This is a genomic window from Psychrosphaera saromensis, from assembly GCF_002954545.1.
Classification (GTDB): Bacteria; Pseudomonadota; Gammaproteobacteria; order Enterobacterales; family Alteromonadaceae; genus Psychrosphaera; species Psychrosphaera saromensis.
Genome location: NZ_MSCH01000003.1, coordinates 1,955,137 through 1,971,661, shown reverse-complemented (window position 1 = coordinate 1,971,661; position 16,525 = coordinate 1,955,137). Strand labels below are relative to the sequence as shown.

The window sequence follows — 16,525 nt, the reverse complement described above, 5'->3', positions numbered from 1 at the left end:
AACTTAGCAGGTGATTTAAATATAAACAATCGCTATTTTGTTTGGGGAAAACGAGCCATTTACATAATTCATATTAAAATCTTATTAAACACAGTTGCAGTTCTTTTGCTTTTGCTTTTGCTTTTGCTTTTAACTCTCCATCACAAAATCACTTTGTTAAATATTATTTTTTATAAAATTCGAAGCATGGATGCTGAGAAAGGACTGTTTGTCAGGGACGACTTTTCAGTCTGTTTTTGTAAACAAAAATAACTATTTAATGAAGTATTGGATTTTGTTTGGAAGCGGTCTTTTTCGCCTACCTTTTTTGGCTGTTGAAAAAAGGTATGGTCGCCGAGGGGCGAAACCTCAGAGTTCAGTTAAATTCGATGAATCAGCAATAACATAAAACAAAAAGTCGACGCCTTTTTGGCTGTTGCAAAAAGGTAACGTAACGTGCCGAGTATCGAGTATCGAGTATCGAGTATCGAGGATAAAAATAACAACCCCCACCCTATACCCCATACACAAAATAACGGGCAACCGCCCGTTATTTTTTGTTACTCATTTTATCAATTACAGAGTTGTTCCAGAACCACGATAACCTTAATTATCGTTGCCGTATTCAATCCAATCTTCTTTATCAATCTTCATTCGATAACTTCCTTTGAATTGTATTACGGTTGCACTGTCATTTTCGGACACAAAATCAGTTTCAGGCAATGCATTAACAATCTCAGCTAAAGTGGCCGTTGGCTCACCAAACATATCTTTCTCAACAACTTGTTCTACTAGTTGAGATATCGCCAAATAACTTGATGGTGAGTTTACATTTAGTGTTTGAGCCTGGCGTTTAGTCGCACCAAATAATCTAACGCCGACAGGCACGTGTGTAACGTTGTAACTAGGAAACTCTCTCATCCCTGGTAATTGTAGGTTATCACCTTTAATTCCAGCACCGTGCTCTGGAACTAACACAACCATGACTTTCCTGCCAGACTGCTCTATCTTTTCAAAAAGATAATTGATGTCATTTAATAAACTTAACAGTCGTGGATGGAAACTTTCTAAACTGTTCAACCTTGATTGATTGCCAATGATTTTATTACCGTCATGCAAACTTACCGTGTTGTATAATGTTGCATTTGGCGTTGACCCTATATTTGATAACCACTGATCAAATAAATAACGGTCTGAGTAAATAGGTGAACCGTCAAACGACTTTTGAATAAGCGGTGTCGTAACACTTAAATCATTTGGTACATTCCAGCCGCCATCTTGTCTAATGTTCTTCTCAAAGTTAGCGAACTTGCCATCGTGATTCATTAGTAGTTTATGACCAAAACCAAGCTTAGCTAAGTTGTTAAATAAATAACACTGACTATCGGCAGCAGAATATAACTGTGAATGAGGTTTTTGACCGCAACTAGCACGAAGCATACGAATAGCAGCTGGGCCACTGTAAGATGTCGCGCTATTAAACTGCTGAAAGATCACATCAAATTTATCAAACAAAACATGCGTATCTAACCCGGTTTCTTTCAAGTCATCCCACGACAACGAGCAAACATGTAAGAACAACAACTCAAATGGTTGGTTTAGTTCAACACCATTAAAGTCGACTTTTCGCTGTGACTCTCGGTGATAAAATTGGCTTAACTGCTCATCTGGATTGTTATATGTCTGACTGTTTTTCGTCATAGGCATATTATTATCAACAACTTTCGTCGCGGTTGCCGACTCGGTTGGATAATACTGCAGAATAATAAAGTACATAAACAAACCGACAGTGATGCTTGTGAACTTAATCCAATTTTTTAAATAGGTATAACTAAATACAGCTACAACTAACAAGGCAATTAACTTGAAGTTAACAAACCGCATTAGTAATTCCATTAAGTAGCTCATATCAAAATCAGCAAGGTTCATTAACTGACCTAGTGTTTTCTCAAAGCTAGGTAATCGGCTATCGTAATATAAAAGCGCAATACCAACTGGGATGACAATAACTTGTCTAATTTGATATAAAAACTTATGGCGAAAAGGGGCAATTAAAAACAGCAAGAAAGCAATATTTTCCAAAAAGTGGAAACCTATAGACCCGCTATAAAATAGATAAAGTTTTAATAAAAAATATAAATTCCAAGCGCCTAAGTCGGCAAATGCGACAGGTGATGTTTTATTTTGTTCAGAAATCGGTGTGGTCATATCTATTTTTTCTCTTCAACATATTGCTTAATAAGCTTTGGCGTTACTAAATAATATAATCTGCTTCTTATTAACTTTTGCCAAAGATTACGCAAGAAAATACCTAAAATAATACCAACAAGCAGTATGCCTGTAATTATCGTTATAAAATTATCAAAGCTCATTATTTTTCAACTTTAGCTGAGCGGGAATCGCTATATTAATTTCAAATGCGTCCATAGTATCGGCGCGCATATTTTCCATTTTCTCTCGGTGTTCAGCAAATTCAGTAATTCTATCGAGATAATCAACCACCGGATTTCGTTGAATGTATTCACTTAGATGAATGGTTTGTAATTTAATTGCATCAGATTTTACATAACGCTGTGCCGATCTAAATATAAGTAAAGGCTCTGCACCTAATATAAAGGTCAATGTAGAGTCTACATCCGCATCTCTACAGCCATATAAGTAAACATAAATAGCATTATCTACAACGGTAAATATATCACCGTTTCGGTTAAACTGAGCATACTTAATGGTGTCCATGGCTGCAATACCTGACGGGATCTCTAAAATAACTAAAGTACTAGATATGCCATATTTAACACTACTGGCCGTCAATTTTTGTAATTCGTTGGTAAAACCATTAGGGGTCAAATACCCTAACTTTGTCGGCATAGATTCTTCATCATAAACAGAGTAAAAATCAGCGGTTAAATCCCCAACAAAAACTAAGTTTGCTGTGGAGCTAATAATATTAGTGAGTGTATTAATGTGGATTTTACTGGGTAAAATTAAGTTAGCACCTAAGCAACGCAGAATACTTTGTTCCGTCATGCGTAGATTAATATTTACTTCTAAAATAATAACTTTTAAGTTTTGCCCGGCCAATTGTCGCAGTTTATAAATTTGTTGTGCCAATTCTTTTAATGATGTGGATTTAAGCGCGTGCATTAAGACAGTGGCAGATGGATTCTCTTTTATTAAACGGAATAAATCATCATGGTTTTTAGCAATTGTCCAAGATTTATTTAATTTTGGACCTAGCTCTTTGTAGTGCTGATCTACAATGACATCGGCTTGTTGAAATTGGGAAACCGCTAAATCTACATTATCAGAAATGGATAACGCCAATTGGCCATTTAAATTTTGCACACGGTAGTTTTGGTTTACCACACAGCCCGTATCTATATACCAGATATCTATTTGTAACGAGCTTGGCTCTACTCCGCCCGAGAACTTCATAATTCCGTAAAAGTCAGTACGTTGATGCGATAAAAATTGCTCAACATCCGAGTCTTTATCACCTTCATTAAAAAGTAAAACAATCGCTAAGTTCTGACGACTAGCAAAACGTTTAAGCTCAATAACCAGCTGTTCATTTTTAGCCTGTTCACTTAATAACAAGTCTGACAAATCTATATAAAGTGCCCCGTCTTTTATTTGTAACTGTGACAATTCGATAAGAAAACGGGTGAGTTTTTTCGACAGTTTTTGTAATCGCTTTTGCTCAATCGTAATAATATCAATTTTTTTATCTTTAAAACGATCCGCAACTCTTGGGTAATCGTCCTCGATATCACGAAAAGACAATAGTGTATTGCGTTTACTAACAACATGGCTCATTAAGGTGTCAAACCAACGAGCAGATTGCACTGTAATACAGTACAGCTTACCGTGCTCTAAAGTATTAATAAGTGGCGGTAAGCCTGTGATATTTAATTTAGACGTCATAAATTTATTCATTTAACCCAATAGGTAAACCGGAGGTAGACATAATTTGCTTTGCGCTGCCAAGCAGTTGTACTTCCGCATCGGATAGCGGTTTGTTGACTAGTAAAATATTATCAATGAATCCACTGCTTGTTTCCGGTGTGTTATCCGCAAACATTAAAAAGCTTGATTCTATTGCCCATCGTTCATCAGCATGGGTTATTGTGCCAACTAAAGCGCCGTCGATATACAAGTTTGTCTTACCTTCAACTGCATTACTATTAACAACCACAGCAATACGTTGCCAGGTGTTAAATAATATTCCACTAAAATAACGAGTGCTGCCAATCTCTAACTCCGTCCCTTCTTTATGCACAAATAAATCAGCATCGTCAGTATTTAATAAGTTAGTTTGCAAAATAGCTAACCATTCATTCTCACTACTCGGTACATATAAATCAAAAACGAGTGTGTAAAAAGATAATTTATTGTCTGAGCTTAAATAGCCGTTAGGTTCTAAAATATGACTTAATTTAACGCCTTGGTCTTCAGTAAAAACATCAAAGTTAAATACATTCCCACTACTGTCATTAGCTGCAGCAATTGAATAAGCAGCAGGCGTATTAATGTCATCGCTTGCTATTGAGTAACTTGAGGATGGATAAGCTGTCATTTCACCTACACCTTCACTCGCCTCTAACGGATTACTTGATGAATTAAAGTCAAACAATACATGCTCAGTTTTAATGCAATCTATTACGGTATTATCATTGTCGATATAAACACAGGCTGCCGTACGCCTAACGCCATAATCGCTTAATACTTGCCAATTCTCATCAAAAAATTCAGGTTCAGATACGTATTCAATATCGTCAGTGAAAAATGCAGGGATATTTATCGCTGGGCCTTTATTTAAAGCTACCGTGTATGCCGTTTCATCGTCTAACTCTGTTACTCCTTTGTATAACCACAAAGGTTGTTGAGTGACCATTTTCTTTATATTTGCGCCGGTAATACTGGTTCTATAAATAGAATTAAATCCTGGCGTGTCTGATTTTTGACGCTCAACATTGTAGGCATTATAAAAGTCCTGCTTACTTAACCCGCCTGCGTCCCATGCCGTCCAAACTAGATTAGGGTTTAGCAATACAATATCTACTGATGTTTCGTTATCCGCTCGCATGACGTCATAAATAGCATCTAACGATACATTAGCTAACGATGTATTGTCTGCATCAAATTCTGCATAAGCGATAATATCGTGTCTTTCTTTGGCGTATTTATCAGCAATAGTATCTAACGTTTGAGCAAGCTCAAGATCGTAATCTTCCATGTCACTGGTATTGTGATCTTGATGAGAAATGCTAGTGATTGTCTGCGTTACTAAATCAAAATCAATATCGATTTGGCTAATACCGTCTGCAAAAAACTCAGGCTGGATCAATAACGTATCGCCAACTGTTTTTTCAACTATCCCAGTGTGGCTATGCCCACCTAAAATAAGATCTATACCTAAAATAGAGTCGGCTAAAAAGCCATCTTCAACAACTCCAAGGTGACTAACTAATACTAATATATCGACTTGAGAGCGAAAGTTTAAAATAATCTCTTTGCTAATATCACGATAAGAAAAGTCATTGGTTAATTCAGGTAAGAATTGACCGTCGTAAGTTTCATCCAACTCATTCCATGGTAATGAAACCATGCCAAAAAAACCTACATTGACACAACCAACTTGTGCCTGCACAAAGTCATAAGCAGCGAACGTTGCGCCATCATCAGCAATATACTTTGTGTTTGACGCTAGGACTTTAGCGTGAGGGTCTTGGACGTATTCTAATAGCTCAGCCGTGCCCCAAGCAAAGTCATGATTGCCTATGGTACGCACATCAAATTCCATCGCAAAAATGGCTTCTTTTACTGACTTTCCAGACGATAGTACTTCCGTCACTGAGCCTTTTTCGTAATCATCACCGGCATTAGTAAATATGGTATACGGATTTTGCTCTTTGAGTTGTTGATAAAAGTATTTTAACTTCTCAAATTTTCTTTCTTTCATTGCAAAGTTTGCATGTAAGTCGGCAAGGTGTGCAAAGCTTATGGTTTGAGAACCCGTACTCGCATCACAATCTGGACCGATAGTTATGTTCGTTGTCGAAAAGTCAGTAAGTGTATCTGGGATACTTACGTCGCCAGCCTCATTGTCAAAGGTGCAAGAGTGAATAATTGGTAACATGAGTACTAATATTGTTAATGGTTTCCACCGTATATTCTTCATGTTAATAATCCATATAAATGCTGACAGGGTTAGGTCGGCGATTTGCTGGTTGTAAGTTAGGTTCAAAGTAATATTTCACATAAAAATAAAGACTGTTCGGTGAAAAGTACTCTGACTTTTGGATAGTAATATTTGTACCTAAGGTCCAATGATTAGTGAGTTTATATTCAATCATGGCTTCAGCCGAGAATCCTTCACCCGTACTTTTGCCACCTAAAAAGTTGTCATTACTTATTTGCTCTAACACTTGCTGATAATTTGCATGCTGTGGATAATAAATACTATCATCGTCAGCAGATTCTGACTTAGATACTGACAGGTCCACTTGATAAGTGAAGTCACCTAAACGCCCATAAAAATTTAACGGCAATGAGGCAGACTTATACTCTTGCGGGCTATAATAACCAGACTGCCCAAAAGTAAATTCGCTTAAGTCTTTTTCATATTGCCAAGTAAATAAGTTTAACCCGACACTTGCAGTTAACCAATCGCGCTCAAACCAATCCCAATAGATGCCGCCCATTGCTCTTGTTCTTTCATTGTCTTTGACTTGTTTGCCTGATATTTTACCCGCGTCCGTTAACGCCCAAATACCCCAACCAGCGCCCTGATCGTAACTTAACGACAAACCTAAATTGTATAAACTTGTACCGCCCCAAGTGGTGGAAGTGTAAGGGTCTTCACTACCAGCAAAACTCAATAATGAACTAGTTACAGAGCGTTTACTAACACCAAGAGTCCAACCAATATTCCACAGACTATTACTGTATGCAGCGCCACCAACCCAATCAAATAATTTAAAGCCAATTGGTTTTGTACCTATATCAGCCGATACCGATGAGTTTTCAAAGCCAATCGCGATGGAAGTTCCTACTTCTTCTTGTTTTAATAACAAGTCATCACAACGACTATCACACAATTTATTAAAACCAAACGTATCAGTTGCGGAGTCATTGGTATCTAACGTTCCAGCTTTAATGATCGTCGGCTCAACTTTCACGTACCATTCACCGCTACCGAGCCATGCATTATCCATCGGCGCAGCGTACGTTAAGCTTAAAACAGATAAATCATATTCTGATGTACCAGCACTGCCAGATTTATCATATTTTTTAACGCCTAACTCCAAACGTCTATTTTCTTTCAGGCTTCTTTGAGTCAATGCCGACTGAAAACGATTAACCAACCAAGAACCTTGACCAACGTTTATAGAAGTAACATTGCCATCTGAATTCATTAGCTGAAGATATTCATTCATTTTTTGTTTTTGGTTAGCGTTTAAATTACTAGAATTTGTTTTTTGCACTAAATCATCAACAGAGGACAACACTCTAGTATCAAAATCCGATGAATCACTAATATCAGCCATCAATGCCGAGTAATAACCTTTCTTCATCAAACTGCCTGAGTTTTCGCCTAATTCAGGTAATTGGTTATACAACCTAAATGCAACATCATAACCGACGGGATCAAATGGGAACGATTGAATAAATGGCACTAAGTACTCATATTTAAACTCGCCATTGGAAACATTTAACTGGCGTTTATTCTCTTCAAATAAGCTAAACAACTGATAAAAACGGTAAGATTCAGTAGGTTCTAACTCTATCAATTTATCTAACGCGTGCCACATTCTGACCACATCTGAAGTTAACTCGGCAAAACGTAAATCATTTTTCCAAACCGCCACTTCATCATCATGTTGTACAAGGTGTTGATCCAACATAATGATAAATTGGCTTTGAATAACTTGTGGTAGTTGATTGTCCTCAAGTAATTCTAGAGTTAAATCCGACAACGCTAATTCATTAGTAAATGAACGGCCACTTTCTTTATAAATCAAGGCAACATTATTGACGGCTTTGTCCGGTTGCTTAGCGAGCAACTGCACCTGAGCTAGCTGCAATAACACATTAATTCGGTTGAGTGAGTCCGACTTTTGATTTGAATCTAATAATAACTTCGCCAATAAAGCACTTTGCTGTAAAAAACCATACTTCAACATTTGCTGCTGGATTCGGCTGATATAAACCACATTGGAATTAAATCGGCTTGATGCTGAGGTCAATAGTGCCAGTCTATCTTGCTGTAAGCTCCTATCAACTTTCTCCATTGCCAATTCAAATTTATAGTCTTGTATATCTTGTTTTATGTTATTAGTTCGGGACTTTGATGGAATACTTTGAAGCACGTTTAACGCACTGTAATACATGTCGACACTAGCTAAAATCAAACTGTATGAATACTTCACCTCAACTTTACTAGATATAGGTTTGTATAGGCTCAACGCTTTATCTACTTCCCCTTGTTGTATATATAACTTAGCGAGGTCATAACTTGCCCAGGGATGCATTTGAACGATACGTAATGCTGACTTTAATAAAGACTCAGCTTCTTGCTCATTACCTTGTTCAAGCTCAGCATCAGCCTTGTCACGAATCCGTGAAACTAATAACGAATTATATTCAGGCAAAATTATATCTTTTTGCTGTAACGTTAAATTAGACACCCAAGTGTCCATATTTAACTTTCCTTTATAGTTAAGCTTAAACTCCATCATAGTTACTAAAAACTGACTACTTAACGGCTCTACTGCAAGTAAAGACTGGTATAACTGTTCCGCTTTAACATAATTACCTAAACCAACTTGACGATTACCGTCGAGTAAAATGTGATAATTACTTTCATCTTTAAATTGGTATAACTTAGTTAATGTCTTACCTGCTTGGTCAAACTGCTGTGAGTCTAAATAGGTTTCAGTTTGTTCAATCAACGCCCAATAATCGGTGGTTATTATTAACGATAAACAGACCGACGGTGTTGGCTCAAACAATTCGATGCAGCGATTAAAGGCAGCTTTAGCGCCCACATAATCGTTTTTTCTAAATAGAAAACGCCCCTCTGCAATGATAACGTCTTGATCATCGGCGTATTTGGTTTTTGCAGTAGCAAGAGTCAATGCAATCTCACTTAATGGTGCATCGTCCTCTAACATTTTTGGTAGTTTTACTTTCGCTCTATAAGCGGGATCTCGCATTGAAATTCTATGCTGCTCTAATGCGGCATTGCCATCTCTAAAGTGGTACCCCACTCTATTATCATCTGGAAATCTTTCAATATACGTCTTAAAATTTTGTTGGTTATTATGTGTTACATCGGTATTCATTAAACCGTATTGCCACAGGCGTTTAGCTTCAAACTGCCATACCGTATTAAAGGTTAATAAATATAACTCGTCATAGATGTTATTTTTGTTTTTACCCGCGCGTAATGAGTATTTAAAGTAAGCTAATTTTATACGCGGATTAGCAGGATATTGCTGATTCAGACGTTGAAGCTTATACAAAACCGTAGGTTCTAAATCAGGGCTAACCTCAGTTAAAATATCCCAGTACTCTAATGCCAAGGAATAATGCGGGTCTTGTTTGTCAAATAACTGGTCATATTTATTTAACGACTGTTGATATAATTGGCGTGTATTTAACAGCCGAGCATCGGATAAGTCTTTACGCTTGTTCTGATAAATATCAATAAGCTGTAACAAAGCACTGTGATTTCGCTCTGATATTCTAGGTTTAATTTTTAATAATTTAATACGCGCTTGTGAGAATCGCTGAGACTCAGCTAAAAAGCGAATATTTTCTTGTAAATAAACTAAATTTTCTGGGGCGACTTTACTTATTTTGATTAAGGTTTGTTCGGCCTGAAATAAATCACGCTGTCCCATTTGAAATGACAGTTGTTCTAGTAAGTAGACGATACCCTGTTCATTACTTTTAACGGGAAAAGTGATGATTAATGCACTACAAAAAATTAAGCTGGCGAACCAATGAGTCCAGTTACTTTTCATTTTTCCAACTTACAATCAATTGGCCATTAGCTGAAAATTCGAATCTTTTTTCAGTCCAACCTAATCCATACAAGGCTAATACACTTTGATAATAGCTATCGGATGTTAACAAATCTGAATTCTCAATTTTAGTCAGCATAACCTGTTCAAGTTCAGTATATTGTAAGCGAGTAATTAAAGGTAAAAAGCTAATATCAAAACCAATATTACCCAGATTGTTATAAGCTAACATACTAGTATTAATTGACTCAGGCACCGCCTTTAACTTATTAACAAACTGAACCGACTTAGCAAAGTGAAGTTTTAATATTGGCCAGTGATCACTATCTGGCGAGAGCATTCCCGCCCATAAATACACACGTATTGCGTTGTAGCTACCAACCGTCGCATTTTCAAATTGTTTCTTGTCGATGTTGTAATCGACCCAATCTGGAGAAAAACCTCTTAACGAGCTCTCCATTGTTAATAGCAAGGAGGTTTGTTGCAAGCTACGCCATCTATCATCAGATAAATGAGTATAAAAATAATCCATTAATTGCATGGGCACATAACTTGGATTAAGTGTAATGCTGGTGTTTTTATTAATAAAACCGGTTGAAGCCGGTAATAAGAAGTAACCTAACTCAGGAACAAGCGCTACTTCACCTTGCAAAATAGTATTGGCTAATTGCTCGGCTAGTCGTCCATATTCTGGCTTATTCCATAAGCGACTCGCTTCTAGAAGTGTATATAAAATCCATAAATCTGAGTCGGATGCAGAATTCTTATCAAATATATTACCAATACCGAAGGCATTTTCACCCCACTTCCATGCTGGAAGATTATTCGCTAAATCACCTTGAGCTAAATTCTGCTCAGTCCACTGGAGTAGTCGTTCAAATAATTCAGGTTGATTATTAACTAAAGCAAAGAACATCGCATAAGACTGTCCTTCTGAGGTGGTAATATCATCCCCGTCATAAGGGTCAACCACTCGTCCTGACTCAGTAATAAATTGGTCTTGAAAAAATTGCCAAAGAGGCCAGTCGGCCTCAGTTTCCACCGACTTTACCGCAGTGCTTGTGACTAGCAAAATACTTAATGCTAGCCAAGACAGCGTGCTAAAGAACAAGCCGGTGAGTTTCATTAATGATCACCATGTACACGTTTATAAGAGACAAATCTCAATACTCGCCAAGCGATCATCGCAACTAAAAATACAGCAAATAATACAATGATTAACATTAAGGTTGGTCGTTGGGCTAAGTGGTAACGCACTAATGACCAAACTGGTAACTCACCGGTGTAATACTTTTTGCCAACCGTATTATGAACTATCTTATTTTCATGGAAAATAACCGTAGAGCCGCGTAATAAATACAACTTCTGTTGGTCTTGGAATACTTGAGAAACTAGGTCGAGGCCACTTTTACGAGAAGACATAATAGATAAAACAGAGCGCCCAGTTGTTACTGGAGATTCAAATTCCATCATGATAGCGGTATTACCCCAATTCTCATTTTCAATTGAGACAAATTCTTCATCCTGATCGGTATCCAAAAATTGTCTTTCTGTTTGATTGTTATTTTTAAACAAATTTTGAGTTAACGATAATCTGTGATTATTACTTTCAATAAGTGCGTTTAAGCCTTTATGTTCTGTCTTTGTTTCTTCTGTTAAATAATTGATATAAATAATATCTTTATCATTCATATCAACATCGTGATCACCCGCTTTTGCTATTTGAGCTTTAGTGGCTGGGTAACCTGTGATGGCAGAGAAACGAGCAAACAGCGTTAACATCAACTCCAGCTCTTTTTCAGCAAAGTTATTTGGTAACATCACTAAGGTTTCTGACAAGTCAGCCATACGAGTATATGGTAATCCTGAGTACGCTAACGAAGACATATTTGGCATTTCAGCATAATGTTCAAAGCCACTAAAATCTAATGATGAGTTAGAGTCTATTTGTACAAACTTCTCTGACGGTTCATTTAAACAAGCCGATTTGTCATCTTTTAAGATGAATTCAAATTCCATTAAGTTTTGAATACCAAGTTGAAAACTCGGTAACATTAGCTCTGTATTCATGCTAAATAATTCTTTGGCAAATGGCATGCGAATTCTAGAACCACCTTCCCAAATACCATCAGCTTGAGTCAGTTTAAATGACTCCACTAAGGTATTATTAATTTTCACGTTTAACGTTGAAAGTTCTGGAACACCTGGCGGCGTATAACGATAATTCAAATCAACAGGTACACCACGAGTTTCCCAAATAAATAAGTCCGCAGGTATATGCATGTTTACATTTATTGGTGATAAATATGCACCTTCACGCTTTAACTCACTTTCATCATTTACAAATTCACTAAACTTCATTGGGCGTTCATTGTTAACCCACAATGGCGCTTGATAAGGTAACAATTTTTTACTGTAATTGATTTTATTAATATGAGCGGCTTGACCAGATAAATTGTTATGTCCAATTGCCACACCTTCTGCGGCAGTCATTAACTGCTCATCATCTTTACCTAATACTAATAATAATTTGTAATCTTTATAAAGCGGATGATTTGCCATAACCACTGTTGGTTTATTAATTTCAGGATAGTCTTTCAAAAAGTATGGTCTGTTCTCATTGGTGGCGAACACGATAGCGTGAGATTTAGGTAATTGATTTAACAACACATCAAATTGGTTACCACGCCATTCTGCTTGTACACCTAACCACCCCGCCATTTTACTAGCGGCATTGGCAAATTGGGTATTAACCGACTCAGGTAAAATAAAGGTCGCTAATTGTTTAGACATTTGTCTTGCATCGATAAATGGCGCTGGTAGCAATGACAGATCATTTTTTAGCGGCAGTTGATGTTCATCTAAAACGATTTTGCTGGTTGATAGTAACTCTAACCAAATACCTAAATGACTAGGGTCAAAGCATTGGCCTCCTATCGTTTCGTAATAACCAAGCAATTCAAACTTAACGTTATTAAATTCACGAAAACGATAACTAGGAAGAATAATTTGCTTTTGTACTATTTTGCCCGCCTTTTTAGGATCGACGGTTAATACACCGGCAACTTCATCATTTAAATATATTTTTACTTGTGACTGTCCTGTCACCATAGTTGGCGAGTAAATAAACTCTAAATTTAATGTGGCTTGCTCTACTACACGGTCTAAACGTGTACCAAAAGAAAAATCAACGGTACTTTTATTACCATATAATTTCAGCGGTTGATTATTAACTAAGTCACTTAAGCGGAAAGTTGAACTGATTTGTTCTTTTTGCTCTGACTTACCCTGATCAACACCGTCAGTTAAATGAGGTAATAACATTTGGCGTTTATGCACACTATTGGCCCAACGCGCAAAGTAGTTTTTATCTAGCCATTGTTGCAAACTCAACGCATCTTGATCATCCGATGAATCAAGAGTAACGCCTAAACTTGCAATATACCCTTCAACCTCAGCTAATGTTAGCTTGGCATCATCAGCGGTTAATTCCACATCATTGGATTGCTGAATATAAGTCGGTGTGTCAATTGGCACCCATTCAACAGAGGAAAAGTAGCCATTTATCACTAACCATCGATCACTATCAACATCCGCAGTAAACAACATATCTTTAGGCCAATTGCCTATTGATTTTTCACTTTTCTGTGCAAATAGCTCAACCGTATCTGTCGTAACAAAAATAGAACTGGAGAAGGAATTAAACGAAATTAATCCACAAACAAACACAAACAAACAATGTTTTATTTTCATTAGAAATTTTGCCTCAAAATAAGAGTTAACCATCGTTACTCTCAGAATATAAAATATACTTGATCATGCATTCTACCTAGGGCTCTATGATAAACCAAGTATTACAAATTAAAATTAATGGCTAATTATTCGTTAGCCGAGGTCGTTTAGGAAGAAACGATAAAAAATACAAACCAACATCATGTAATTGAGGATAATGTTCCTTAATATAGCTATGGACGTAGGTAAATAAACTAACATAGCCTCTCACACCTATTTTCAGAACACTCAATAGTCGACTACTAATTATTTCTTTATCTCGCTTCATTGGGTGCACTTCCCAAGCGTCCGCACGAGAGAACGTAATTTGAATTAGCATTCTTAAACTGTCCAATGATTCGTCATTAAATTTCACACCCAAAATGTTTTTCGAGGCAAACTTAACCGTTGTTTCAAACGAGTGGACAATTTCATTTCTGCGTAATACCACAGTGACGGTATCACCAACCTTAAACTGGACATGCTGATCGGATTGGATCTCCATACCTATGCCACTTTCTGAGTAATCGTTCATGATGGCTTCATATATAAAACCACTTTTACTGCAGACAGTCATAGGTAATTTGTATTCTATTCGGTGCGCGACTCTGACTTGTTTTGACTCAGTAATTATCGCCATAACGCCACCTAAGATCATAAGGTTATAGACAGTCCAGGCGATATTCATAAAGACAGTACTGACTTCAGCCTCAGGGCCAAAACCAATACGCCAAACACCAAAGCCTATACCTAAAAGGTTGATAGCAATAAGTATTAAGTAAGGCAGCCCGATTCCCCAATCAAAATAATCTTTTTCAATCATCCCGCCTTTTTCGGTAACATTAAATTTACCTTTTTTAGGCGTGATCAAAGCCATTAATGTTGGCCTGAAAATATACCAAGCTAATACAGCTTCATACAGTTCAGCCCAAAATGTATTACGGTACTTGCCCTGATGCCGACTATTCGTCAAATTGGCATGAAATATAGCTGGGATCACGTATAAGAATATTGTTTCTACCGGAGCATAGATAATATAGCTGTGCAAAATTAAAAACGTTAATGGTGCCGTTAAAAATACCAGTCGAGGTAAACCATAGAAAAAGTGTAGCATCGCATTGCTGTAACACACACGTTGCATAAAGCTTAAGCCTTTACCAAAGATAGGATTGTCGACTCTAAAAATTTGCAACATACCTCTAGCCCAGCGAATTCGTTGGCCGATATGAGCTGAAATACTTTCTGTTGCTAACCCTGCGGCTTGTTTTAAATTAACGTATGAAGAGTCATAACCAAGCCTATGTAACTTTAATGCCGTATGGGCATCTTCGGTTACTGTCTCAACCGCAATACCGCCAACTTCCTCTAACGGAGCTCGGCGTAATACAGCACAAGAGCCACAGAAAAAAGTCGCATTCCATAAGTCATTACCATCTTGAATTTGACCATAAAACAATTCGCCTTCATTAGGCTCTTCGTTAAATACATCTAAGTTACGTTCAAACGGATCTGGGGAGAAAAAGTGATGAGGCGTTTGCACTAAAGCTAGGTTTTTATTCTTAATAAAACCGCCCATGGTCATTTGTAAAAATGAACGAACAGGAACGTGGTCACAATCAAAAATGGCAACAAATTCACTATCGGTTTTTGTTAAAGCATGATTAAGATTCCCAGCTTTAGCGAAGGAATTATCAGGACGAGTTAAATAACTAATTTTATTCTGTTCACAAAACTCTTTTATATTGTCTCTTTTGCCATCATCCAAAACATAGACATTTAGTTTATCTTCTGGCCAATCAATATTTTGCGCCGCAAAAACGGTTGGGATAATTACTTTTAATGGCTCGTTATAAGTAGGTATGAACAAATCAACCGATGGCCAATTGTCATAATTTGGCGGTAACTGAACAATCCGTCTGCGTAATGGCCAAGCCGTTTGCATATAACCCAAAACTAAAACCAGCCAAGTGTAAATTTCAGCAGCGAGCAAGCCGAGTCCTAAGATAAACCCAATACCATCATCAATATTCAATGAACTGGTAATACGCCACCATATGTAGCGACTAGACATCAAGATAGACAGCAACATCATAACTAAAGTCGCGACTCTTCCAGGAGTAGACCTTAGCCACAAAGCAATTATCCATAAAATAAATGAAAATATCAGTTGGTTTATCGGTTCAAAAGGAACCACTATCGCCCAGAAGAACAGCCCTAACATAAGAGCCGTCAAGGTAACTCTTATCCATTTTATTTTTAACAACTTACTTTTGAACTCGCTAGGAGCTGACTCTGCAGTAAAACTAAACGCAGATACAACCCATTGTCTTCCAGGTTCAATAATCTGCTTACGAATGAATTTCACAAAGCTTTTAAAGACATTAATCTTAGTATTGTTGTGCTGGATAATAAGGCGTTTTTTTCGTTGCTCTTCACTAAAGAATAAAAGTAAGTAAACCGTTTGGATTAAGAACCTTAATACGTCTGTGAAAGAAAAACGATGAAATTTAACGTGGGGATATTTTGCACTTACCTGTTGAAAGAAAACACTTAAGCTGTATTTTTTTACTTTATTGCCTAATAAAGCCCAGCTTAATAACCAAGCACATACAATAAAAGGTTTATAAAACAATGAGCATTGTGTTTTTTTTAATTCACTTCGAACTCGCAACAAAAAGCTAACTAATTGTTCAAATGGATAGTTTGATATAGCAGACCAGGTAACTCGTAAAATACTATTCAAA

The 16,525-nt window shown here is 37.0% G+C and carries 7 protein-coding genes; all 7 read right to left on the bottom strand.

All coding sequences use genetic code 11. The annotated features are described in order from the left end of the window. Positions 1-585: 585 nt before the first annotated feature. A complete protein-coding gene (gene bcsG / locus BTO11_RS08835) occupies positions 586-2,187 on the bottom strand; it encodes a cellulose biosynthesis protein BcsG (RefSeq protein ID WP_105052263.1) in 1,602 nt (533 codons plus the stop codon). A gap of 153 nt (positions 2,188-2,340) precedes the next feature. Then, entirely contained in the window at positions 2,341-3,903 is a 1,563-nt protein-coding gene (locus BTO11_RS08830) for a BcsE family c-di-GMP-binding protein (protein ID WP_181135879.1), read from the bottom strand. 4 nt (positions 3,904-3,907) lie between these two features. Beyond that, positions 3,908-6,160 (bottom strand): metallophosphoesterase, encoded by a 2,253-nt coding sequence (locus tag BTO11_RS08825; protein ID WP_105052261.1) that lies wholly within the window; start codon positions 6,158-6,160, stop codon positions 3,908-3,910. A 1-nt stretch (position 6,161) separates the two neighbouring features. Then, entirely contained in the window at positions 6,162-10,010 is a 3,849-nt protein-coding gene (locus BTO11_RS08820; RefSeq protein WP_105052260.1) for a cellulose synthase subunit BcsC-related outer membrane protein, read from the bottom strand. Further along, the gene (gene bcsZ / locus BTO11_RS08815) at positions 10,000-11,136 is read right to left on the bottom strand and encodes a cellulose synthase complex periplasmic endoglucanase BcsZ (RefSeq protein ID WP_105052259.1); all 1,137 of its coding nucleotides are present in this window, start codon (positions 11,134-11,136) and stop codon (positions 10,000-10,002) included. The genes BTO11_RS08820 and bcsZ overlap by 11 nt, the downstream gene beginning before the upstream one ends. Continuing rightward, on the bottom strand, positions 11,136-13,763 hold the full coding sequence (gene bcsB, locus BTO11_RS08810) for a cellulose biosynthesis cyclic di-GMP-binding regulatory protein BcsB (protein ID WP_181135878.1): 2,628 nt from the start codon (positions 13,761-13,763) through the stop codon (positions 11,136-11,138). The genes bcsZ and bcsB overlap by 1 nt, the downstream gene beginning before the upstream one ends. Positions 13,764-13,884: 121 nt before the next feature. Further along, positions 13,885-16,524, bottom strand: coding sequence for a UDP-forming cellulose synthase catalytic subunit (gene bcsA, locus BTO11_RS08805; RefSeq protein ID WP_105052257.1), 2,640 nt, complete (start codon positions 16,522-16,524; stop codon positions 13,885-13,887). Between the last annotated feature and the right edge of the window lies 1 nt (position 16,525).